Source organism: Desulfovulcanus ferrireducens (assembly GCF_018704065.1).
Lineage (GTDB): Bacteria > Desulfobacterota > Desulfovibrionia > Desulfovibrionales > Desulfonatronovibrionaceae > Desulfovulcanus > Desulfovulcanus ferrireducens.
Genome location: NZ_JAGUQP010000003.1, coordinates 21,960 through 45,045, shown reverse-complemented (window position 1 = coordinate 45,045; position 23,086 = coordinate 21,960). Strand labels below are relative to the sequence as shown.

Annotated in this window: 20 protein-coding genes and 1 tRNA gene; 15 read left to right on the top strand and 6 right to left on the bottom strand. The window is 41.2% G+C overall.

The features are described 5' to 3' along the window. Positions 1 to 49: 49 nt before the first annotated feature. The 8 genes from nusB (at position 50) to lon (ending at position 9,415) form a co-directional block, all read left to right on the top strand. The gene (gene nusB / locus KFV02_RS01925) at positions 50 to 583 is read left to right on the top strand and encodes a transcription antitermination factor NusB (RefSeq protein ID WP_252379848.1); all 534 of its coding nucleotides are present in this window, start codon (positions 50 to 52) and stop codon (positions 581 to 583) included. Next, positions 552 to 1,085 (top strand): hypothetical protein, encoded by a 534-nt coding sequence (locus KFV02_RS01920; protein ID WP_252379847.1) that lies wholly within the window; start codon positions 552 to 554, stop codon positions 1,083 to 1,085. Before nusB ends, KFV02_RS01920 begins: the two co-directional genes overlap by 32 nt. 199 nt (positions 1,086 to 1,284) lie before the next feature. After that, complete coding sequence (leuS, locus tag KFV02_RS01915; protein WP_252379846.1) at positions 1,285 to 3,783, top strand: leucine--tRNA ligase; 2,499 nt, start codon at positions 1,285 to 1,287, stop codon at positions 3,781 to 3,783. Between the two features lie 101 nt (positions 3,784 to 3,884). Continuing rightward, on the top strand, positions 3,885 to 4,376 hold the full coding sequence (gene lptE, locus KFV02_RS01910) for an LPS assembly lipoprotein LptE (RefSeq protein ID WP_252379845.1): 492 nt from the start codon (positions 3,885 to 3,887) through the stop codon (positions 4,374 to 4,376). A 347-nt stretch (positions 4,377 to 4,723) separates the two neighbouring features. Then, positions 4,724 to 5,689 (top strand): DNA polymerase III subunit delta, encoded by a 966-nt coding sequence (gene holA, locus KFV02_RS01905; protein ID WP_252379844.1) that lies wholly within the window; start codon positions 4,724 to 4,726, stop codon positions 5,687 to 5,689. Positions 5,690 to 5,775: 86 nt separating this feature from the next. Beyond that, complete coding sequence (gene radC, locus KFV02_RS01900; protein ID WP_252379843.1) at positions 5,776 to 6,453, top strand: RadC family protein; 678 nt, start codon at positions 5,776 to 5,778, stop codon at positions 6,451 to 6,453. A 71-nt stretch (positions 6,454 to 6,524) separates the two neighbouring features. After that, positions 6,525 to 6,797 (top strand): acylphosphatase, encoded by a 273-nt coding sequence (locus tag KFV02_RS01895; protein ID WP_252379842.1) that lies wholly within the window; start codon positions 6,525 to 6,527, stop codon positions 6,795 to 6,797. A 197-nt stretch (positions 6,798 to 6,994) separates the two neighbouring features. Next, positions 6,995 to 9,415, top strand: coding sequence for an endopeptidase La (lon, locus tag KFV02_RS01890; protein WP_252379841.1), 2,421 nt, complete (start codon positions 6,995 to 6,997; stop codon positions 9,413 to 9,415). Positions 9,416 to 9,449: 34 nt separating this feature from the next. Here the strand turns inward: lon and KFV02_RS01885 are convergent, their stop codons facing one another. Both KFV02_RS01885 and KFV02_RS01880 read right to left on the bottom strand, forming a co-directional pair. Beyond that, a complete protein-coding gene (locus KFV02_RS01885) occupies positions 9,450 to 9,929 on the bottom strand; it encodes a CBS domain-containing protein (protein WP_252379840.1) in 480 nt (159 codons plus the stop codon). A 363-nt stretch (positions 9,930 to 10,292) separates the two neighbouring features. Continuing rightward, on the bottom strand, positions 10,293 to 11,537 hold the full coding sequence (locus KFV02_RS01880) for an HD domain-containing protein (RefSeq protein WP_252379839.1): 1,245 nt from the start codon (positions 11,535 to 11,537) through the stop codon (positions 10,293 to 10,295). Between the two features lie 255 nt (positions 11,538 to 11,792). Here KFV02_RS01880 and rplM point away from each other — a divergent pair, with 255 nt between their 5' ends. The 3 genes from rplM (at position 11,793) to KFV02_RS01865 (ending at position 14,082) form a co-directional block, all read left to right on the top strand. Further along, positions 11,793 to 12,221: a 50S ribosomal protein L13 gene (rplM, locus tag KFV02_RS01875; RefSeq protein WP_252379838.1), complete on the top strand. Its 429-nt coding sequence runs from the start codon at positions 11,793 to 11,795 to the stop codon at positions 12,219 to 12,221. 21 nt (positions 12,222 to 12,242) lie between these two features. Continuing rightward, entirely contained in the window at positions 12,243 to 12,635 is a 393-nt protein-coding gene (gene rpsI, locus KFV02_RS01870; RefSeq protein WP_252379837.1) for a 30S ribosomal protein S9, read from the top strand. A 196-nt stretch (positions 12,636 to 12,831) separates the two neighbouring features. Continuing rightward, positions 12,832 to 14,082 carry a radical SAM family protein gene (locus KFV02_RS01865; protein ID WP_252379836.1) on the top strand — a complete coding sequence of 417 codons (1,251 nt, stop codon included), beginning with the start codon at positions 12,832 to 12,834 and terminating at the stop codon, positions 14,080 to 14,082. A 369-nt stretch (positions 14,083 to 14,451) separates the two neighbouring features. Here the strand turns inward: KFV02_RS01865 and purM are convergent, their stop codons facing one another. Further along, a complete protein-coding gene (gene purM, locus KFV02_RS01860) occupies positions 14,452 to 15,498 on the bottom strand; it encodes a phosphoribosylformylglycinamidine cyclo-ligase (RefSeq protein WP_252379835.1) in 1,047 nt (348 codons plus the stop codon). Between the two features lie 525 nt (positions 15,499 to 16,023). Here purM and KFV02_RS01855 point away from each other — a divergent pair. Together KFV02_RS01855 and amrS are read left to right on the top strand one after the other, a co-directional pair. Beyond that, positions 16,024 to 16,287, top strand: a complete 264-nt coding sequence (locus KFV02_RS01855) for a hypothetical protein (RefSeq protein ID WP_252379834.1) — start codon at positions 16,024 to 16,026, stop codon at positions 16,285 to 16,287. A 392-nt stretch (positions 16,288 to 16,679) separates the two neighbouring features. Then, positions 16,680 to 17,693, top strand: a complete 1,014-nt coding sequence (gene amrS, locus KFV02_RS01850) for an AmmeMemoRadiSam system radical SAM enzyme (protein ID WP_252379833.1) — start codon at positions 16,680 to 16,682, stop codon at positions 17,691 to 17,693. Between the two features lie 40 nt (positions 17,694 to 17,733). Here the strand turns inward: amrS and KFV02_RS01845 are convergent, their stop codons facing one another. Beyond that, positions 17,734 to 18,240, bottom strand: coding sequence for a cob(I)yrinic acid a,c-diamide adenosyltransferase (locus tag KFV02_RS01845; protein ID WP_252379832.1), 507 nt, complete (start codon positions 18,238 to 18,240; stop codon positions 17,734 to 17,736). A gap of 163 nt (positions 18,241 to 18,403) precedes the next feature. Next, positions 18,404 to 19,654, bottom strand: coding sequence for an amidohydrolase (locus KFV02_RS01840; RefSeq protein ID WP_252379831.1), 1,251 nt, complete (start codon positions 19,652 to 19,654; stop codon positions 18,404 to 18,406). A gap of 353 nt (positions 19,655 to 20,007) precedes the next feature. On the opposite strand from KFV02_RS01840, the gene KFV02_RS01835 reads away from it, so the two are divergent. Next, positions 20,008 to 21,336: a UDP-glucose dehydrogenase family protein gene (locus KFV02_RS01835; RefSeq protein ID WP_252379830.1), complete on the top strand. Its 1,329-nt coding sequence runs from the start codon at positions 20,008 to 20,010 to the stop codon at positions 21,334 to 21,336. A gap of 68 nt (positions 21,337 to 21,404) precedes the next feature. On the opposite strand, the gene KFV02_RS01830 is transcribed toward KFV02_RS01835, so the two are convergent. Further along, positions 21,405 to 21,482, bottom strand: a tRNA-Pro gene (locus KFV02_RS01830). Positions 21,483 to 21,576: 94 nt separating this feature from the next. Between KFV02_RS01830 and KFV02_RS01825 the strand changes: the two genes are divergently transcribed. Next, positions 21,577 to 23,073 carry an HD domain-containing phosphohydrolase gene (locus tag KFV02_RS01825; protein WP_252379829.1) on the top strand — a complete coding sequence of 499 codons (1,497 nt, stop codon included), beginning with the start codon at positions 21,577 to 21,579 and terminating at the stop codon, positions 23,071 to 23,073. Positions 23,074 to 23,086: the final 13 nt, after the last annotated feature.

Here is a 23,086-nt window from a genome sequence, read left to right as displayed (position 1 = left end):
AGCATGTAGCGGAGCGTCCCGCGGAAAGCGGGGGGAAGTTTACAAATCAATGAATCTTCAAAAAAACAAAAATTCTTCAGAATTAAAAAGCGGAGCGTCTCGCGAAAAGCAGGATCGACTTAAGAGTAATAAAGGCTCAAATTCCAGGCGTGCGCAGCGTATTTATGCCTTTCAGGTCCTTTACTCTATGAATTTTTCCGATCAAAGCATGGAACATTTAGAGCGCACTTATGATAATTTTCCTGATCCAAGCAAGACTCCTCTACCTAAAGAGAGTTCCTTTGCTTGGGAATTAATTCAAGGAGTTGGCCAGAATTACAAAGAGTTAGACCAGATCATTGCCTCATATTCCAGGAACTGGAAGATCGAGCGTATTGCCAAAATTGAACTGACTATACTTAGGCTGGCTCTTTATGAGATGATCAAGCGAGAAGATATCCCCTTAAAGGTAGCAATTAATGAGGCCGTAGAGCTTTCTAAATTATTCGGGGATGAAAATTCCAGAAACTTTGTCAATGGTATCCTCGATGCTGTGGCTAGAGATGTAGAAAATGGTAAATTTGGGATTTGTAAGGGATTTTAATTCTTGTCCTACGGATTTACCTCGCATTTTTTTGCCTGAGCTTATTCAAGATCAGTCATCATATCCGACTATTAAGTCTTGGCCACATCATGATAATCGAGTCTGGGAGCTTCATTACTATGTTTCTCCTAATAAACCGGCTGAGGCATGGACGGCTGACCTAGCCAAATGCCTGACTAATTTGCACTTGCACCAGTGGTGCTTAAATATTTTTGATCTAATTAATATTTTTCATCTTCCACTTGATCAGGCCATGTCTAAGTGGGGTTCTCTTTTCTGGCCGGAGTATAATGTTGATGCAATTGTTTATCTCCCGGTCAAAGGCGAAAAAGATATAATAAAAAAAGAAGTTCAGAAATGGGAAAAGAGTTTTACCCATTTAGTCTTGCGGCCAAAATATGATCTAACATTAAGGTCCGTTGATGAGCAGCAAAATGAGCAAAATAAAAAAGCTTTAAGTTTTAAGTTTAAAGCTTTAAATTTTTTTAAAAGAGAAAACTAGTCAGTTAAAACTTGCAACTTTACAGAATGTGTTAAAGTTACAAGAAATTATCTGTAATACGCTGTTTGTTTGATCCCATACATTTTTAATAAATTTAAAAAATAATATTGTAAATTCTAAACAGGAGCCAGACAACTTGTTGTTCAATTTGAAAAAAGGTTGCGCTGAACAACAACTTATAACTTAGATGGAGAAGGAAATGGCAGTGAAAAATTATAATCCCCAGGAAATAGAACAAAAGTGGCAAGAAATATGGGAGAAAGAGAAATATTTTCAAGTTACACATAAGGATGACCGCCCTAAGTACTATGTACTGGAGATGTTTCCCTATCCCTCAGGCCGAATCCACATGGGACATGTACGCAATTATTCCATAGGTGATGTCGTGGCCAGGCTTAAGCGTATGCAGGGTTATAATGTTCTTCACCCTATGGGTTGGGATGCCTTTGGTCTGCCAGCAGAAAACGCTGCCATTAAACGAAATGTGCATCCAGCCAAATGGACCTATGAAAATATAGACTATATGCGTGAAGAACTAAAGCGACTTGGATATTCTTATGACTGGTCCAGAGAGCTGGCCACCTGCCACCCCAAATATTACAAGTGGGAACAATTATTTTTTCTTAAGTTTTTGGAAAAGGGTTTAGTTTATCGTAAGAAATCTCCAGTTAATTGGTGCCCTAAATGTCAGACAGTCCTTGCTAACGAGCAGGTGGAAGAGGGTTTATGCTGGCGTTGTGACTCTCTGGTGGAACAAAAAGAGCTTGAGCAGTGGTTTTTACGGATAACAGACTATGCTGAAGAACTCCTGGATTTTCTGCCCAAACTGTCTTCTGGCTGGCCTGAACGGGTTCTTACAATGCAGCGTAATTGGATCGGTAAAAGCGAGGGCATGGAAATCGATTTTAGCGTTGATGGTATGGATGAGTCCATAACAGTTTTCACCACCCGTCAGGATACCCTGTATGGAGCAACTTTTATGAGTTTGGCACCAGAGCATCCTCTGGTGGAAAAGTTAATTCAAGGTACAGACCAGGAACAGGATGTGCGCGCTTTTATCCAAAAAGTTGCCCAAATGGACCGGACAGTGCGTTCGTCCGAGGATTTGGAAAAGGAAGGTGTTTTTACTGGTCGCTATTGTATAAATCCTGTAACGGGTATTAAAATGCCCATTTATGTGGCCAATTTCGTCCTGGTTGAATATGGAACCGGTGCGGTTATGGCTGTTCCGGCCCATGATCAGCGTGATTTTGAGTTTGCCCGGAAATATAACCTGCCAATCAAGGTGGTCATTCAGCCGGAAGACACAGTTCTTGAACCGGACACAATGGACGCAGCCTATACAGAAAAGGGCTATCTGGTGAATTCTGGTCAATTTAATAATCTTCCGAATGAAGAGGCCAAAATAAAGCTTGCTGAGTACCTGGAAGAAAAGGGTTTGGGTAAAAGGACAGTCAATTATCGTCTGCGTGATTGGAATATTTCCAGACAAAGGTATTGGGGAGCACCTATTCCGGTGGTTTATTGCGAAAAGTGCGGCATTGTGCCGGTTAAAGAAGAGGACTTGCCAGTTGTTTTACCTTTAGATGTCAAGACAAGACCTGATGGGCGGTCTCCATTGCCCGAATATGAGGAGTTTTTACATACCACCTGCCCCAGATGTAATGGGCCGGCCAAGCGAGAGACAGACACTATGGATACTTTTGTTGAGTCCTCCTGGTATTTTGCCCGTTATACTGATGCCCGCAAAGATGACGCTCCCTTTGATCCAGAGGCTCTAAAATACTGGCTTCCTGTGGATCAATACATTGGTGGAATTGAGCATGCTATTTTACACCTTCTTTATTCCCGTTTCTTTGTCAAAGCCCTGAGAGACCTTGGGTATATGGAGATTGATGAACCTTTTGCCAATCTGCTTACCCAGGGGATGGTCTTAAAAGACGGGGCCAAAATGTCCAAGTCCAAGGGCAATGTAGTTGACCCTGATGAGATGATTAATCGCTATGGCGCAGACACTGTGCGTCTTTTTTGCTTATTTGCAGCACCACCGGAAAAAGACATGGAATGGAGTGACTCGGGCATCGAGGGGGCACACAGATTTTTAAACCGGCTCTGGCGTTTGGTTCAGGAACTTTTACCCATTTTATCTCCCGTTGGTGTAGCCATTGAAGTAGATGGTGACTCCTTGAGTTCGCCAGAAAAGGAGCTTCGTCGTAAGGAACATGAAACCATCTTCAAAGTATCACGGGACGTTAAAGATAAGTTTCAGTTTAATACGGCCATTGCCGCTATCATGGAACTCACCAATACCCTGTATGGTTTGAAAGAAGAATTAAAGCAGTCAGAAAACGGACAAAAGCTTCTGTCATCTGCCATTAGTACGGCTCTGGTTCTGTTATCCCCCATTGCTCCGCATATTTGTGAAGAGCTCTGGGAACAGATGGGATATAAAACCCGCCTGGCTGAAGTCTCGTGGCCTGAGTACGATGAAAAAGCCCTTGTAAAGGACGAGATTCTAATTATCATCCAGGTCAATGGCAAACTCAGGGCCAAAATTTCAGTTCCCAGAGAGGCAAGCGAGGATGAAATCAAAAGCAAAGCCTTGGCAGACGTCAATGTGCAAAGACATATCCAGGGCAAAAATATCGTTAAAGTTATTGTCGTGCCTAAAAAGCTGGTAAATATTGTAGCTAAATAAAAGGTGAAAAGGTAAAGAGGTTAATAGGTGAATAGATTAAAAGAAAATTTTATTATCTTAACCTGTTAGCCTTTTTACCTTTAATGCCTGAATTTTAAACAATGAAACAACGACCAATTATCTTTTTGTTGATTTTTTTACTGTGTGGATGTGGCTATCATTTTTCTTCCTTTTCTCCCGTAACCCTGCCGCGGGGTTATACTTCTCTATATATATCACGAGTAGTTAATCCTTCACAGGAGTCGTGGCTGGAGCCCAAGATAAGGTCTTATCTGCGAGAGGAACTTACCAGGCGTGGCCAGGTAAGGTGGGTGAGCAAGGATAAGGCGGAAGTTCTGATAAGAGTAAACATCAAGGAGATTTCTACGGCTAGCAGTATTAAAGGTGAAAATGATCAATCAATAAAATATGTAGCCCGAGTGGTTTTAGAAGTACTCATGTTCTCCGCCATGGATAAAACACTCATCTGGACTTCTGGTTTGATTAATGGAAATAAATCCTTTTATAATGAAAGCGAAAAAAAGGTCGCTACTGAAGAAGCCGTGGAAAGGGCCTTGGACCTGGTGTTGGATCGTCTGGGAAATCGTTTTTAAAAAAGTGAGGATTTCAACTTTCGGAGTTAATTTACGAGCACATTTTCTTCAATGCTAACAAAGACTTGGACACATCTAAGGCTTACTTGCGGGCTGTGCATAAATGGTGTTTTTGGTTAAATGTTATTCAAAGCATAGTCTGTATTCATGATATATCTCGCAATTTTTATGGGGCAGTCTCCCTATGCACATCTTTTCCGCAAGCTTCGCCAAGATGTGTTGCCCAAGCCGTTTGTAATGCATTTCAGAGAATGCGCTCTCCAAAAGTGTTGAAATTATAGTGAGTTAGACAACTCCGAAATTTGAGGTGAGGTTTTAAACTCTACAATTTAACCCCCTACAATTTGATGAATCGACCAGGTTTTACCTTTTGTATCTGTCCGGATTTAAGTCTTATTCAAGATTACATTCAGAGACAGCTGGATAATTTCCCTCATAAAAAGTGGAACAAAAAAATCTTCTGGGGAGATGAACCCCTGTCAGATAACTTCTGGTCGGCTTTAAGTCAGCCTGATCTTTTTGGTACCGGCCAAGTGATCATTTTGCGCCGTTGTGAACAATTGCCGGCAGACTTCTGGTCAGATTTAAGTCGCTATCTTAAAGGTTTTAAGGCCTGTATATGGCCTTTTTTTTGTCTGGAAAAAAACTGGGAGAGAGGCAAACCTAAAATTCCTAAGGTCATTGAGAAGCAAAAATACTGGGATATAGCCAAAAAAAAGGGCTGGATATGGCAAAATCCAGGACTAACCAGGGCTAGTTTGCCAGATTACATTACAAAATGGGCCAAAAGACATGGGAAAAAAATTACTCCCCAGGTTTTAAATGTCATGGTAAGTCTGGCCCCTGAGGACAGTACAACTTTAAATAACGAACTTAAAAAGCTGGAACTTTACGTAGGGCAGCGTGAGCACATTGAACTTGTTGACCTTGCTGTACTTAATTCTTATGCGGATATAGATATATTCGCCTTTTTCAAGGGCGTACAGACCAAAGGTCAGGATATCAAGCTTTGGTCCAAAGTCCTGCGAGAGCAGCAAAGCGGTGGAGATTTTTTTTTCCCTTTTTTAGGGTTGTTGGTTCGGGAAGCCAGAATACTATGGCAGCTAGTCACGGGCGATGAAAAGCACGTCTCCCTTTATCCAAAACTTAAGAGTCAGAAGAAAAGCATGGCTCAAAAACTTGGTTTAAAAAAACTTTCGCTTATTTTTGATCTGGCCCTGGAAGCTGAAGTAAATGTTAAAACCGGCCAGTACACAGCAGAACAGGCACTTGAAATCCTAACAGCAAAATTAATAGATTATTTTCATAATTAAAGCTTCCTCATTGTTTTATTGAGTAGCAGGATCTATCGCTAATCACGAAATACCTCTTGCCCCAACCCCAAATAGTGTCTATTAATATGAAAAATCAGCCTCATTATTTAGGACATAGGAAGAGACTAAAGGAAAAGCTACGCAAAGAACCATCATTATTAGAGGATCATGAGGTATTAGAACTCCTTTTGGGCTATGCTCTACCACGTAAGGACACTAAGCCTCTTGCAAAAGAGCTTTTGAGTCGATTTGGCTCATTTAAAGAAATTCTCTTTGCAAGAACAAGTGAACTTGAGCAGACTCCGGGTATAGGACATGGAGTCAGTACTTTCTGGCTCTTATGGCGAGAGTTTTGGAGCCGGTTAGAGCAATCGGATTTCAAGCCTAAAATTGTCTTGGATTCTCCGGGAAAAGTTGCCAGCCTAGCTAGAACCAGACTTTGTTTTTTAGAGATTGAAGAATTTTGGATCATTCTGGTGGATACCAAAAACGGACTTCTTGCCTTTGAAAAACTTTGTTCCGGTACTGTTGATCAAGCCCTTGTTTTCCCCAGGGAAGTCATTGCCCTGGCGTTGGAATTTAAGGCTAGTGGGTTGATTTTATTACACAATCATCCAGGAGGTGATCCTAGACCTTCTCCACAAGATTTCCAACTGACCGAAAGGCTGCAAAGAATTGCTCAAGACTTGGGACTTCGAGTCCTGGATCATATCATCATTACTCGAGATAATTATTTTAGTTTTCAAGAAGAGAGAAAAATGTAAAGAAGGTAAGCTCAGAGAGGGAGATAATGAAAAAAAAGTTTTCATCTGTGCAATAAAAGGAGGATTTAGCCATGAAAAGCATGCATTGTCTTGTCAGTGGTAAGGTTCAGGGGGTTTATTTTCGAGCCTGGACACATGATCAGGCCAAAAACCTGAATCTTACCGGTTGGGTCAGGAACTTGAAAGAGGGACAGGTGGAGATTTTGGCTCAGGGTGATGAGGAAAATTTAAATGAGTTAAAAAAACGGTTATTCCAGGGTTCACCATTGAGCCGTGTTGAGAGTGTTCATTGTGAATTCATTGATTATGACAAGACTTACGATAAATTTGAGATAAGAGGCTAAAAATTGTTAGAAAAAATTTCATTTTTTGACAACATGTTGAATTTTTAATTATTTTATATTGTAGTGATAGATAGCAAAGTTTTGTTTTTATATTCGCATCATAGAGGGGAACTGGCAGCATATTAGCATATTGAGAGCAGAGTGAAAGCCTAGCCACTCTTCTTAACGAATCACGAATGAGGAATGGAGTAAGTGCCATGAATGAAGAAAAGTTTGATTCTCGGTTTTCTGAGCAAGATCAAGGTGAAAATCCTATCAAAGAAAAGAAAAATGAACACGAAACTGATGAATTAGATATCCCTACCACTCTTCCGCTTTTAGCAGTGCGAGATATCGTGGTTTTTAACTACATGATTCTGCCTTTGTTTGTGGGCCGCGAAAAGAGCATTCAGGCTGTTGATGCGGCTCTAAATAAAAATAGATACATATTAATTTGTACCCAAAAAGACGAGAAGATAGATGAACCAGGCCCGGATGATATCTATCACACAGGTACTGTAGGCATGATTATGCGCATGCTAAAGATGCCTGATGGCCGGCTTAAAGTGCTGGTCCAAGGACTAAGGCGGGCTAGGATCAAAGAGTTTCTTCAGCAGGAGCCTTTTGATCTGGTTGAAGTAGAGTTGATAAAAGAAAAAGAGGTAAAAGAATTTGGTCCTGAAGAAGAAGCTCTGCTTAGGGCAGCCAGAGAGCAAAGTGAACGCATTTTAACCATGCGCGGAATTGATGCCACAGAAATTATGGCTGTTTTAAATAGTGTTGATGATCATGGTAGATTAGCTGACCTCATTGCCTCAAACCTGCGTATGAAAACGCCAGAAGCACAGAAAATTCTGGAATGTGAGGATCCCATTGAGCGCCTTAGACTGGTCAATCAACAGCTAGCCAAAGAAGTAGAAGTAGCCACCATGCAGGCCAAGATTCAGAATATGGCCAAGGAAGGCATGGACAAGGCCCAACGCGAGTATTTTTTAAGAGAGCAGCTTAAAGCGATTCGTAAGGAACTTGGTGATACCGGAGAGGGAGCCGAAGAGATAGAGGAACTACGCCAGGCACTGAAGAAGGCAGGGTTGCCGGCCAAAGTGTTAAAGGAAGCAGAAAAGCAGCTTAAAAGGCTGGAAAGCATGCACCCCGAATCTTCTGAGGCCACAGTTATCCGCACTTATCTGGATTGGCTGGTTGAACTACCTTGGAAGAAGACTTCTCGTGACCGCATCGACATAAAAGAGGCAGAAAGAATTCTTAACGAGGACCACTATGATCTGGAAAAGGTCAAAGAGAGAATTCTGGAATATTTAAGTGTACGAAAACTAAACCCCAAAATGAAAGGGCCTATCCTTTGCTTTGTCGGACCTCCGGGAGTAGGTAAAACTTCTTTGGGCAGGTCTATTGCCCGGGCTTTAAATAGAAAGTTTGTACGCATGTCTTTGGGTGGAATGCGTGATGAAGCTGAAATCAGAGGGCATCGCCGGACGTATATTGGTTCTATGCCAGGGCGAATTATTCAGGGGATGAAAGAAGCAGGGACAAAAAACCCTGTTTTTATGCTAGATGAAATAGATAAAGTGGGCACTGACTTCAGAGGAGATCCTTCTTCGGCTTTGCTCGAAGTTCTTGATCCGGAACAAAATTACAGCTTTACTGACCATTATTTGAATGTTCCTTTTGATTTATCCAAAGTTATGTTTATATGTACCGCTAATATACTGGATACGATACCACCTGCTTTGCTCGACCGCATGGAAACTATCCGAATTCCAGGATACACTGAACAGGAAAAGATTAAAATTGCCAGAAAATATCTTTTGCCAAGACAAATTAAAGAAAATGGTCTTAAACCTGAGGACATACAGATTACTGATAGTGTCCTGGCTAAAACAATCAGATATTATACCCGGGAAGCAGGTCTGAGAAATCTGGAAAGAGAAATAGGCAATATTTGTCGCAAGGTAGCCAGGATGGTGGTAGAAGGGAAAAAAGGACCTTTTCGTATCACACTTAAGCGACTGAACAAGCTTTTAGGCCCCCCCCGGTTTCTGGATGAAGATCGAGAGAAGGAACTTCCGCCTGGAGTTGCTCTAGGTTTAGCCTGGACTCCTTATGGAGGCGAAATCCTCCATATTGAGGTTAGCATAATGCCGGGTAAAGGAAAACTTATCCTTACCGGTCAGATGGGAGATGTCATGAAGGAAAGTGCTCAGGCTGCCTTGAGCTATGCTCGGAGTCGAGCCCATAAGTTCAATCTGGATGATGATTTTGCCGAGAAAAAAGATATCCATATCCATGTTCCGGCCGGAGCAACTCCAAAAGATGGTCCCTCGGCAGGGGTAACCATGGTTACAGCACTTATTTCTGCCTTGACCAATAAATCTGTCAGCAATGATATTGCCATGACTGGTGAGATTACCCTGAGAGGAAGGGTGTTGCCTGTAGGCGGAATTAAGGAAAAGATACTGGCAGCTGTAGGCGCGGGAGTAAAAAAGGTAATTATTCCCGCTCAGAACAAAAAAGACTTGGAAGATATACCAAGAGAACTCAGACGGAAGGTTAAGGTCAAAACAGTAGAAAATGTTGATGAAATCTGGCCTCTCGTTCAACTAGACGAGCATAATAAATAAAAAATAAGCCAGGGACAAACCCTGGCTTATTTTTTTACCACTTCTCAACATCCCGGGCTATTTCTTTATACAAATCAGAAAGTAATATCAGGCCGATCACTTTTCCTCCTTCCTCGACTACGGCGCGTCCGCGTCGGTAATCAAGAAAAATTTCCATTATCCTGGCCAGGGGGTCGCTGGGTTTAACCACGGGGACGTCTTTTTGGATTAGTTCCTCGATTCCAACATGGGAGCAGGTGCGACAGGCTCGATGAAAGGCCAAATCCCAATCAGCTTCCTGTTCTCCCAATTTTGCTTCTTTTAGCAGACATGGACCCATAGCCTGGATTATATTCCACATGGAAATTATACCTAAAAATTTTTTCTTTTTGGAATAGACCAAGACACAGTTGTTGTCTGGACTTTCTTCCTGACTCTCCTTTAATTTTCTGATAACTTTGCTCAGACTGGCATCTTCCTCAACATAAGGAAAATCATCCCGCATGATGTCCCAAGCACGTTTGCGTAACAACATAAGGCCTCCCTTTATGTTTTTTATTGGCAAGTTACACTTTTTCTGAGCTTGTAGCCAAACCTTTTTATGAACTTAATTTCCATGGTTTATTTCAGTTCTGGTTTCTTTCATGCTGGTACAAAGACTTGGACCCATCTAAATTTTGCTTGCGGACAGAGCATAATGGGATATTTTGAGTAAATAAATATTCTTTTTTTGTCGATAGTTATGGTCAACATCGCAAAATATTTAGCCCATTCATCCCGATGCTCTGTTTTTCCGCAAGCATCTCTAAGATGGGTTAGCCAAGCCGTTTGTAATGCATTTCAGAAACCAAGACTTTCAATCTGCGGTTAAAATGGGGTTTGGCCACAGGCTAATAAGCTAATCAAAGTCTGCTAACAAAGCCCCGATATGTACTCCATCTATTAAAGAGCTTTGTTGATATTTATTCCTTATTCGCCACTGGGCCTGCTGTAGTTGTTCGTTAACAATGCCATTTCTGGTGGCTGTATACGCTTCAATAAAAGCAGCCAGATTATCACACACTTTTAGCAAGTATCCATCCTTGGGATCAAACCGGTCTTCATTATATTGGTTTTGGAGCTGTTCCCAGGTTACAATTCTGGCTTCACCATCGACAATTATTGTGGAATCAAATTCAGAGCCTATATCGATACCCAGAAAATATTTAAGTCTATGTATCAGGTCTTTGTAGCCGCCTGCACTTAAAAGATTAAATACCCTGCGGTCAAGCTCTCTGCATTCATACTCTTTGATTAGATTTCCAATTCGTTTCACAGATTGTTTTACCGGGGAGATGATATCTCGGGTCAAAAGTTCTGGTAGATCATGGAACAAACCAGCAAAAAAATTGTTCTGTCGCCTTCTTGCGCATGCACCTACTGCAAGACTAAAAAAATAGGCGTAACAGGCAACAATGAACATGTGTCCCAGAACCGATGTTTCTGGGATGCGCGGAGTTTGGGACCATCTTTTTTGAAACCTGAGTTGTCCGGATAAATTGATGAATCTGGCCAGTTCTGTTTTTGGGTCATTAATCAATTCGGGTACTCCAACCAGGTCAGTGTATCTTTTTAATCCGTTAAAAAAATTTACTTCAATCTCTTTTAACTCTTCATCCTCTTTGTTTAATTCCTTGATCAAACTGAATTCCCACTGACTGGCAAAAATGTGGGCTGCATCCAAAATTCTGCGAGCCAGAGAAGTATTGTCTTCACTAGTGAAATAATGTTCCAGCTTATGCCAAAAGTCTTTTCCCAAAGGTTGAACCCTGGGTTGCAATTGCTCCAAGACCCACTGTGTCAGTTGATAATAATGGGCAGGGTTAGCTTTGATCTTATAAAATATGGGGGGCTTGATATCAGTGATAACCAGTCGGTAAAGATAATCAAAAATCCCTCCCAGGATTATCTCTTCAGCTAGAGCATCCTTTTCTGCCTCCGGTACTTTTTTTGCGTTCAGAACATAAAGAACAAAGGCCAGGATCATTTTATGGCCTTGTTTGTCGACCTCTACCAGTTCCATGGGCCTTAACTTATCATTCCACCTTTTCATAAAGGATCCCGAAAAAATGAGTTGCAAAAGACTCTTTCTTATACTAGGCACTTTTTCCTCCGTTCCCGGTTTTTTTTATTTTTTTTAGACTTTAGGGTTTGAAGTTAAAAGTCAAGTTTCAGTTTTTTTATCTATGGCTTTTTTCTACCTTGCCATGGGGTTAAAGTAATGTGTTACTTTCTGAATTAACTTGAAATCCACCGGTTGACAAATTTTAACTTCAGGCTCTATTTTATTTTTTTAGTTGACAGACTTGCTAAAAAAAAATATAGAGACTCTCTTTAGTTCAGCGAGGAGAAATGACATATGAAGACATATAGCCCAAAGCCGGAAGAAATTCAGAAGAATTGGTATTTAGTAGACGCCCAAGGCAAGACTTTGGGTCGGATTGCCACGGAAATTGCCAAAAGGCTAAGGGGAAAACATAAGCCTGAGTTTGCCCCTCATATTGACACTGGAGACTTTATTGTTGTTGTTAACGCAAAGAAAGTGAAGGTTACAGGTCAAAAGCTGGAGAAGAAAAAGTATTATCGTCATACTGGTTATCCAGGGGGGTTGAAAGAGACGACTTTAGCTGAAATGATGGAAAACAAGCCGGAAGAAGTGATCAGGCGTGCCGTTAGGGGAATGCTTCCCAAAAATCGTCTAGGCCGGGCTATGCTGAAAAAGTTAAAAGTTTATTCAGGCCCTGATCATCCACATGGTGCTCAACAACCTCAAGCTTTGGAATTCTAAATAGTATAGTTGGAGATAGCTATGACTCAAGATTTTTTCTACGGTACAGGCAGAAGAAAGACATCAATTGCACGCACAAGGCTTTATAATGGGAGTGGTCAAATTATTGTCAATGGTCGCCCGTATAATGAGTATTTTCCTCGGGCCACCTTGCAAATGATTATTAAACAGCCTCTAGAGTTGACCAAGACCGCAGGTAAATTTGATATTAAGGTCAATGTTAAAGGAGGAGGGCTGGCCGGACAAGCCCAAGCCATCAAGCACGGTATAAGCAGGGCTCTTCTAGACTTTGACCCTGAACTTCGACCTGTACTAAAAAAAGCCGGATTTTTGACCCGCGATGCTCGAGTCAAAGAAAGAAAGAAATACGGCCAGCGCGGTGCGAGAGCCAGGTACCAATACTCAAAACGTTAGTAAAAATGACACTTCCCCTCATGAAAGGCAGGGCCACAATAGTGGTTCTGCCTTTTTTTGTCTCTTGTTCCATCGTTCTCGCAGTGCACAATTGGCAACTCTGCACCATGTGTTACAATGGTAAAAGTTTTCTTTACGAATGTTATTGTAGGGCCGGGTTTGACTTAGCCTGCTCTAAATCAAGGGTTTAAGTATAATGAAACATTTTCTTCCTAACTTGGTTTATGCTGATGAACAGGGCAATATTTATGATGAGCCTGGTTTAAAAATGCTCTGCCGCCAGGGAAATGACTTTGCCTTGCCCCGTCCTGATGAGCTCATTCCCTTACCTCCTGAAAGCGAACTTTACTTATTGCCGGATAGACGAGCCCTGGGGTTTGATCCTCAAACAGGCAATATCGAAGCTATTGAAGGGACGGCCGTAGCTGCTTTTGTCTGTCCGGGCTACACTCTAGCTGGACTGCCAGCATATTTAACAGGAGAGAGAGCTCCCAGGCTTCCTCTTTTTGCTTATGGAGCGGTAGGATATTTTCAGGGTAAATTTTGGGTGGCAGCCAAACAGATAGACAAAGATAGGCGACAGGTTTTTGCCCACATTCCACAAAAGAAGATCAATATCGGAGCACACAGACTTTTAAAAAAATATCCTCGTAACCGTCTGGTGAAACATCTTGCCAGGTGTGCCTTAAATTATTGTTGCCCGGCAGCTAAAAACTTGGCCCTGGGTAGGTTTGAGGCTCCACTCCCCACATCCAGGTCTTGCAATGCCCGCTGTATTGGCTGTATTTCTCTTCAGCCAAAAGATTCTGGTTTTCCATCTACGCAGAATAGAATCGATTTTACCCCAACCAGCGATGAAATAGTTCAGATAATGTCCTGGCACGGACAGAAAGAAAAGAAACCTATTTATTCTTTTGGGCAGGGGTGTGAAGGAGAACCATTAACTGAGGCAAAATTAATTCTTTCCGCTATTGAAGCTTTTCGTTTGAAGGGAGGTAAGGGGACTATTAATATCAATACTAATGCCAGCCAGCCTGAAACCATAGCTCCGTTGGCCTTGGCCGGACTAACATCCATTCGGGTTAGTCTAAATAGTGCGGACAGGGAGAGATATACAAGTTATTATCGTCCGCAAAATTATACTTTTGACCAGGTGGTCCAGTCCATTCGTGAGGCTAAAAAAAATAATCTTTTTGTCTCTTTAAATTATCTATTTTTCCCGGGTATAAACGACACTGAACAAGAGGTTGAGAGTCTGATTGCTTTAATTCAAGAGACCAAGCTGGATTTTATCCAGATGCGCAACTTAAATATCGATCCAGAGCTCTATTTAGATCACATCAAAGCTAACCTGGGGCCGCGACTAGGGCTTAAAAATTTTTTGAAAAGAATAAAAAAGAATTGTCCCTGGGTAAATTTCGGTTATTTTAACCCCTATTTGGGTTAAGATTTGAAGTGTTGGGCTCAGCTTTCTGAGTTAATTTGCGAGCGCATTTTATTCAATGCTAACAAAGACCTGGACACATCTAAGGCTTGCTTGCGGGCTGTGCATAATGGGGTTAGTCAATAGAATATTATATTTAATGCCTTTTCTGTTGTTATGATGGGTTTCGAAAGTTCGATGGAATAACCTCCCTATGCCCAGCACTTCCGCAATCTTCGCCAAGATGTGTTACCCAACCCGTTTGTAATGCATTTCAGAAAATGCACTCTTCAATTGTGAAGTAATTTGAGGATGTTAATCGTGTCAGAAAGTTGAGGTGTTGGGTAAATGGGGGAGGGGCTTTTGGCCTTTCTCCCCGGCAACTCATATAAGTTAAAACAAAACTTGAACCGCTTCTTCCCCTTCCTTTTTTGCATCAATTTGTCCAATTTCCCAAGCCGGACAATCCAAGGCGTTCAAACGGGACAGAACATCCTCTTTTATTTCTGGAGAAACAACAATCATAAATCCAATCCCGCAATTAAAGATTTGAAGCATTTCCTCCCAGGAGAGGCCTCCCAAATCTTTTAGCCAGTTGAAAACTGGGTGTATTGCCCATTGACCAAAAGTAATGCGCGCTTTTAACCCCTTGGGTAAAACTCGGGGGATATTATCATAGAAGCCTCCTCCCGTGATATGGACAAGTCCCTTGATTTCCATATCTCGAAGTAGATTTAAAATAACGGGCGTATAGATTTTGGTTGGTTCGAGAAGAACTTCACTTACTTTTTGTTCTGTTCCGGGAAAAGTATCATCACCTTTCAGACTAGAGTCGGCCAAGAGCTTTCGGACCAGAGAGTAACCGTTGGAATGAAGCCCAGAGGAAGCCAGGCCAATAATGATGTCCCCGTTTCTTATTCCAGACCCGTCAATTATTTTTTTATTATCCACAATACCAACACAAAATCCAGACAGATCATACTCTCCAGGGGCATAGAAATCCGGCATCTCTGCTGTTTCACCCCCGAGCAAGGCACATCCAGCCTGTTTACATCCATTGGCTATGCCCTCAATTACTTGCTGTGCTTTTTCAATCTCAAGTTTGCCGGTAGCAAAATAGTCCAGAAAAAATAAAGGCTTAGCTCCTTGCACAACAATGTCGTTGACACTCATTGCTACTAAATCAAGACCAATGGTGTTGTGTATATCAAAGGTAAAGGCCAATTTTAGCTTTGTGCCCACTCCATCTGTGGACGCTACCAAAACCGGGTCTTGGATATGATTTAAATTCGGGCGAAAAAGTCCGCCAAAACCTCCGATATCGGTCATGACACCCTTGGTAAAAGTGCTGGCCACAATGGATTTAATACTTTGGACAAGCCGATTTCCGGCCTGAATATCAACCCCTGCTTCTTTATAAGCCCGATCTCTGTTGTTCATCTTTTCTCCTTAATATATAAAATTTATTGACAATCTTAATTCAACTTTACGAGTTAAATGGAGAGTACTTTTTCTTCAATGTTAACAAAGAGTTGGACACATATAAGGTTTACTTAAGGGCTGTGCATAAAGAGAGTTTTTAGTTAAATGTTATTCAAAACATTTTCTGCATTCATGATGTAGTTCGAAAAATTTGTGGGGTAGTCTTCCCATGCGCAGCTTTCCCGCAAGCTTCTACCAAGATTGGGTTACCCAAGTCGTTTGTAATGCTTTTCAGAAACCAGGACTTTCAATCAGCGGTTAAAATAGGGTTTGGGCACAGATTCTGTTACCAAGTCCTTTGCAATGATTTTCAGAAAATGCGATCTCCAAAAGGATAGAAATTGTAGGGTGTTAGATAACTCGTAAAGTTGAGATATCTTAATTTAAGTTTGAGTATTTTAAAAAAAATCCCTGTACAATTATTATGTTCATGCTTAATTAAAAAACAATACTTGTCTATTTGACTAAATTCAAGGTAAAATTATGGGGCTCAAAAAAATTATCCTTACCTTACCATTCCTTTTGGTTGCGGCCAGTCCTGTCCTTTCGAGAGAAAGACAGGATATTTTTATCGGCACAAAAAATCAAACAGGAATCTTCATTGGTAAAGAGTCTGGGACAGGTGACTTTATTATAGAAGTTTCACCCATGGAGCAAGACCAGGAAAACACTTGCGACTTTGAGCAAGTTATTATCAGTCCGGAAATTAATATCCACGTCAATTTAAACGGTACCTTAGTTAAATAATCTTGCCTCAACTTTCGGAGTTAATTTACGAGCACATTTTCTTCAATGCTGACAAAGACTTGGACACATCTAAGGCTTGCTTGCGGGCTGTGCATAATGGGGTTAGTCAATAAAATGTTACTTAATGCCTTTTCTGTTGTTATGATGGGTTTCGAAAGTTCGATGGAACAACCTCCCTATGCACAGCGCTTCCGCAATCTTCGCCAAGATGTGTTACCCAAGCCGTTTGTAATGCATTTCAGAAAATGCACTCTTCAATTGTGTAGTAATTTGAGGATGTTAATCATGTCAGAAAGTTGAGTAATCCTGCCATAAACTTTGTGGCTCCATTGATAAAAATTTTTTATTGAAACTAAAATCTTTAACCAATGTCTATTTTCAGGAGGTTGCTTATGCAACAGGCCATTTTATGGAAACCGTATAAAGAAGATATCGTTCAATGTCGTTTATGCAGTCATTTTTGCCTGATTAAACCTGGAGAAAGGGGGAAGTGCGGGGTACGCTATAATGATAATGGCCAGCTAATGACCTTGGTCAAAGATCGTGTAGCTGCTATGAATCTTGACCCGATTGAAAAAAAGCCCCTGTATCATTTTTATCCTGGTACTAAAAGTTTTTCCATTGGCACCATGGGGTGCAATTTTTCCTGCACTTTTTGTCAAAACTATTCTCTCTCCCAAGGCCCCAAGCCAAACAAACCCGTGCAGGGTGAGGTGCTTTCCGCCAAGGAAATTGTTCTTCTTGCTCAAAAATATGGAGCTGCCAGTATTTCCTATACTTATTCTGAGCCGACTATTTTTATTGAGCTGGTTATGGAAACTGCTCGTCTGGCCCAGAAAGAAGGGATCAAAAACATTCTGGTCAGCAATGGTTTTCAAAGTCCCGAGTGTCTGGAAGAACTTGAACCCTATATTGATGCGGTCAACATTGATCTCAAGGCATTTACTGAAAAATTTTATCAGAACTATTGCGGCGCCAAGCTAAAGCCAGTGCTCAAAAACTTGGAAAGGATAAAAAAAATGGGTTGGTGGCTGGAAGTAACCACCCTTATTATCCCTGGCCTCAATGATTCGGATGATGAACTAAAGAAGATAGCCTCATTTATCTACCACAATCTTAGTCAAGACACGCCCTGGCATATTTCTAAATTTTATCCGGCCTATAAAATGACCGACAGACCTTCAACACCTATCTCCACCCTGGAGCGGGCTTATACAATCGGTAAGGAGACAGGCCTGGACTATGTCTATACCGGAAATGTACCCGGGCATAGTGGTGAAAATACCTACTGTCCGGCCTGTAGTAAGAAAATTATCACCAGAATGGGATTTCAAATAACCGATCAGCACTTAAAGGAAGGTAAATGCGAGTTTTGTGGGCATGAGATTGCGGGACGGTGGGAATAGCTTTTGTTATCCCGCCAAAGGCGGGATAAACACAACAAACTCAAAATTCAATTCCCTTTTGGGCTTTGATTCCTGTTCGATACGGGTGCTTAACTTCCCTTATTTCTGAAACCAGGTCAGCCTGCTCAATCAACCATTCAGGGGCCCCTCTGCCTGTAAGAACTAAATGCACATCATGTTCTCTACAATGGGTGATAAGATTCTCTATATCTTGTCTTTGCAGTAGATTCATATTTAAAACATAGATAGCCTCATCCAAAATGAGCATATCTATGCCAGAATCTACTTTTTGCTCTGCCCATTGTAGAAGTTCCAGAACCTTTTTTTGGTGTTTTTTCCTTTCGGTTTCCTGGCGAAAGAAACCGATACCAGAAGCCCAAAAGTTTTGCCCCAAAAGGTTTCCTAGTATCTTCTGTTCCCCGGCTTGGCCATCTCGTTTAAGAAACTGGCCAAAAACGACAACAAGGCCTTGTCCCAAGGCTCTTATGGCCTGCCCCGTTGCAGCAGAAGTTTTTCCTTTGCCTTGACCTGTGTAAATAATAAGCATTTTAATTTTGTCCTCAACTTAGCAGTGTCTTTTGACCTCGAGCTCAAAAGGCCACGAGGCTTAGCGAATACGCGTGCAAAAGTAAATTTTAGTAGCGAGCCTCATGGCAAGGTATATCCTAGCCTCAGGGGCTGCTCATTTTGTCTTTTAATACCTCATCTTTCTATTTTCTTAACTTTTTACTGATTCTATCCTTGACTTCTGCAATCAATTCTTTCTCGCCGGGCACCTGCCTGTCATGCATCAAAATTTGACCATTGCAAATGGTGGTGTGTACACACTCGCCACTTGCAGCGTAGACCATGTTCGAAATCAGGTTATGGTTGGGAACAAGCTGCGGGTGATTTAAATCAACCAGAATACAGTCAGCTAGTTTGCCTGGAGCAATTTCTCCGATATCCAGGCCAAAGATTTTGGCTCCGTTAATAGTGGCGCAGTCAAAGGCCTCTTTAGCTGTAAAATTCGTTGGATCATTGGAGGATATTTTGGCCAAAAGTGTGGCCACCTTCATCTCTTCAAGCATGTCCAGGTTATTATTGGACGCGCAACCGTCGGTACCCAGGCCGATACATAAATCACGCTCTTTTAGCTTCGCGTAAGGGAAAATGCCGGAACAAAGCTTCATATTTGATACCGGATTATGGACGATTTTTACCTCATGCTTTGCCAGAATATCCATCTCCTCCTCGTCAACCCAGATATTGTGGCAGGAAATGATATTCGGGCCTAGAAAACCAATTTTTTCTAAGTAACGCACCGGTGTCAGACCATGTTCATTAAGGCAATCATCTACCTCTTTTTTGGTCTCAGCAATGTGTATATGAATAAGAAGATTTTTTTCCTGGGCAAATTCTTTGAGCCAGATCAACGATTCTTTGGATACAGTATAAATGGCATGCGGACCTAGAGTGAAAATTATTCTTTCCGTATCCGTATGCTCAGCAAAAAACTCCCTGGTTCGTTTCCTGAATTTTTTTGCCTTTTTGGGATCATTAAAATCAATGAAAACAGAAGAAAGGGCGGCGCGTAGACCCATATCCTCAACAGCCTGTAATGTACCGGGCATATACCAATACATGTCACTGAAAAAAGTGGTTCCGGACTTAATCATCTCCAAACAGGCCAATTTGGTTCCCAAATACACATCTTCCTGGGTGAGGTTTTGTTCAAAAGGCCAGATATACTTTGTAAGCCAGGTATGGAGTTCCAAATCGTCAGCATACCCCCTTAGAAGAGTCATAGCTGCATGGGTATGGCTATTGATAAACGAGGGTAAGATGGCTTTATCCTGTCCATCTATAAGCACATCAGCCTGCTCATTCAAATTTGTCCCAATTTTTTCAAAACGGTTCTGTCGAATATAGATATCTACCTGTTTATCATCGAGAAGGATGTTTTTGATTAGAATGGTCATCTGGCACTCCTTTTTATCAGATTTCATTTGTTAACTGAATACTTGTTATTTGTACTCAATTATATTAATTTTTTTCTAAATTCTAGTCTGACTAACAGGATAAACTGCCTAGATAAAAAAACTGAACATGCTCGTGACATACTAAAATGATTGGTAAAAATGATTTCAGCTTTTAAAATCTTTAACTTCTGGTTACTTGCAAAAAAGCGCTTGGAGCATGATTTTTTTGTAGTGAACGGGTTAAGTTGAGAGGAATTAACTCAGGTACATGGTAAAAAGAGGTAGTTTTCCCTGTCACCGACGGTATTCGTTTCATGAAAGCTAATTTTCAACTGTTTGGAGGAGGAAGTTACATGGATATATGTATCGTGGGCACAGGATATGTAGGACTTGTTTCTGCTGCCTGTTTTGCCGAAATGGGGAATAAAGTCTATTGTGTGGATATAAATCCGCAAGTGGTCGAAAGACTACAAAACGGACAAGTGCATATCTATGAGCCAGGTTTAGAGGAGCTGGTCAAGAGAAACTACGCTGAGGGCAGGCTTTTTTTTACCACAGACATAAGAGAGGGGCTTAAAAACTCTCTTTTTGTTTTTATCTGTGTAGGCACTCCACCCAAAGAGGATGGCCGTGCTGACTTATCTTATGTGTTCCAGGTGGCCAAAGATATAGGCCAACATATGGAAGATTATAAAATAGTCGTGGACAAATCTACAGTGCCTGTGGGTACTGCCGATAAGGTACGGTCCATAATTCAGGAAGAACTGGACAGAAGAAATATGGACCTGGAGTTTGATGTTGTTTCCAATCCGGAATTTTTAAAAGAAGGCGATGCTGTTAATGATTTTATGAAGCCGGACCGGGTGATCGTAGGGACTGATAATATACGCACTGCAGAGCTTCTAAAGGCTTTGTATGCTCCTTTTGCGCGTACCAGGGATAAATTGATTGTTATGTCTGTGCGAAGTGCTGAGATGACTAAATATGCAGCCAATTGCATGCTGGCCACAAAGATTTCTTTTATCAATGAAATAGCTAATATTTGTGAGCGCGTCGGCGCTGATGTGCGTGATGTGCGCGTAGGCATAGGCTCGGATCACCGTATTGGGTATCATTTTATTTATCCAGGTGTTGGTTATGGTGGTTCGTGTTTTCCCAAGGACGTCAAGGCATTGATTCAAACTGCCAATGAAAGTGGGTACCAACCCAAACTTTTAGAAGCAGTGGACGGTGTAAATAAAAGACAGAAGAGGGTGTTGGCCCGGAAAATCATAGATTATTTTGATCCTCAAGGTGGGGTTGAAGGGAAGGTTCTGGCCTTATGGGGATTAGCTTTTAAGGCCAACACGGATGACATGCGGGAAGCTCCATCCTTGGAAATCATTGAAGAGTTGACCTCCAGGGGAATGCGTATCCGGGCCTTTGATCCCGTGGCAGGTGAGAACGCTAGAAAGATACTTAAGGACAATGAGTTAGTGGAGATAGTGGATGAGCAATATGCTGCCTTAAAAGGGGCCAATGCCTTGGCTGTTGTTACCGAATGGAACCAGTTTAGAAATCCTGATTTTTTAATAATTAAAAAAGAGTTATCCGCGCCGATAATTTTTGACGGACGAAATTTGTATTTACCAGAGCTTTTGGCTGAAAAAGGATTTGCTTATTTTTGCATTGGCAGAAAGTAGGATTTGGGGAGCGGGTATTTGGAATTTGGGGGTTAGGAGTTATCAACCCCCAAATCTAGGCTCTAAAATGGTCGGGATGCGGGGATTCGAACCCCGGATCTCAGCGTCCCGAACGCTGCGCTCTAGCCAAACTGAGCCACATCCCGTTACTTTTATAATACTATAATAGGATGGTTTAAAAAGCAAGTTGTCGTTTGCTGTTTAGTTAACAAATTAAAATATTAAGAAATATAGTCGTCTATGAATAAGAAGATTTTTAAGGTTTTGGTTGTTGATGACGAAGAAAGCCTGAGGGATATCTGTAAAGATGTCTTACAGGATGAAGGTTATGAGGTTTTGCAGGCAACAGATGGTCAAGATGCTCTACAGATTTTATCCAAAGAGCAGGATATAGATCTTGTTATTTCTGATCTGAAAATGCCTAAAATGAACGGGCTGGAGTTACTTAAAGCGGTTAAAGAGAAAAAAATAGATGTAGACTTTGTGGTTATGACCGGCTTTGGGACTATTGAGACTGCTGTTGAGTGTATGAAAATGGGCGCAGCCGATTATTTGCCCAAACCATTCAATATAAATCATCTTTTAGTTAAGGTAAATAAAAGCATTAAAGCTAGAAGACAGAGGTTGGAGAGAAAAAGATTGAGCAGTGTTGTGCGTGTGCTCAATCTTAGTAATGCCTTGAATAGTCACTTGGATTTAAAGTCATTGGTGTATGAATTTGTTAGTCATATTCAGAAAAATTTTCGTCCTGACAGTGTAGTACTTTTTCTAGTTAATGAGAGTAAAAAATTAGTTAAATCTGTAGTTAGAGGAAAAATTTTTCGTATTAACACAAAAATATTTTCTTTTGTCCAACAAAAATCTCAAGATGTATTGGATGGTGGTCGTTCGCAATTAATTGACAGATATACTTTTCAAGAAAAGGGTTTTGATAATTTTCCCTATTCATTAATAATTGTTCCGTTGATGAGTCAGATGCAAAAAGTAGGTGTGGTAGCTTTGATTCGGGAGAAGGATAGAGAATTGTTTACTCCTAGGGATGTTCAACTTTTATCTATTTTTGCTTCACATGCTGCGAATTCTTTTCAAAATGCGAAAATGTATACTAAGTTGCGTGATATGAATATGGATATAATCCGTTCCTATGCCAAGGCAGTGGAGGCAAAAGATTATTATACCAAAGGACATTCTGAAAATGTAGCTTCCTATGCTTTGGTACTGGGCTCGAATTTGGGATTATCTAGTTCTGAATTGGAAAAATTATATACTGCAGGGGTGCTTCATGATATTGGCAAGATAGGTATACCAGACCATATTTTAAACAAACCAGGGCGTCTGACAGAGGAAGAGTTTGCTATTATGAAAGAGCATCCGCTAATTGGTAGAGAAATTTTATCTCAGGTGTGGACTCTAAAAGATATATTCCCTCTTGTATATCATCATCATGAACGTATTGATGGTCTTGGCTATCCAGATGGACTCAAAGGAGAGGAACTACCTTTTTTGGGCAAACTTATTTCTGTAGTGGATGCTTTTGAAGCCATGACTTCTGATCGAGCATACCGTAAAGCTTTACCTTTGCCTGAGGTAGAGAAAATTTTAGAAGAGGGCGCGGGCAGACAATGGGACGAAGAATTAGTTGAAAAATGGCTCAAATTAGTCAGAAAGGCGGGTATGGACGGGTTAAAAAGTGGAGCTTTGATTTCGAGATTAAAAGAAGTTTTGCATAGCTCATAACCAATTCGTAAGA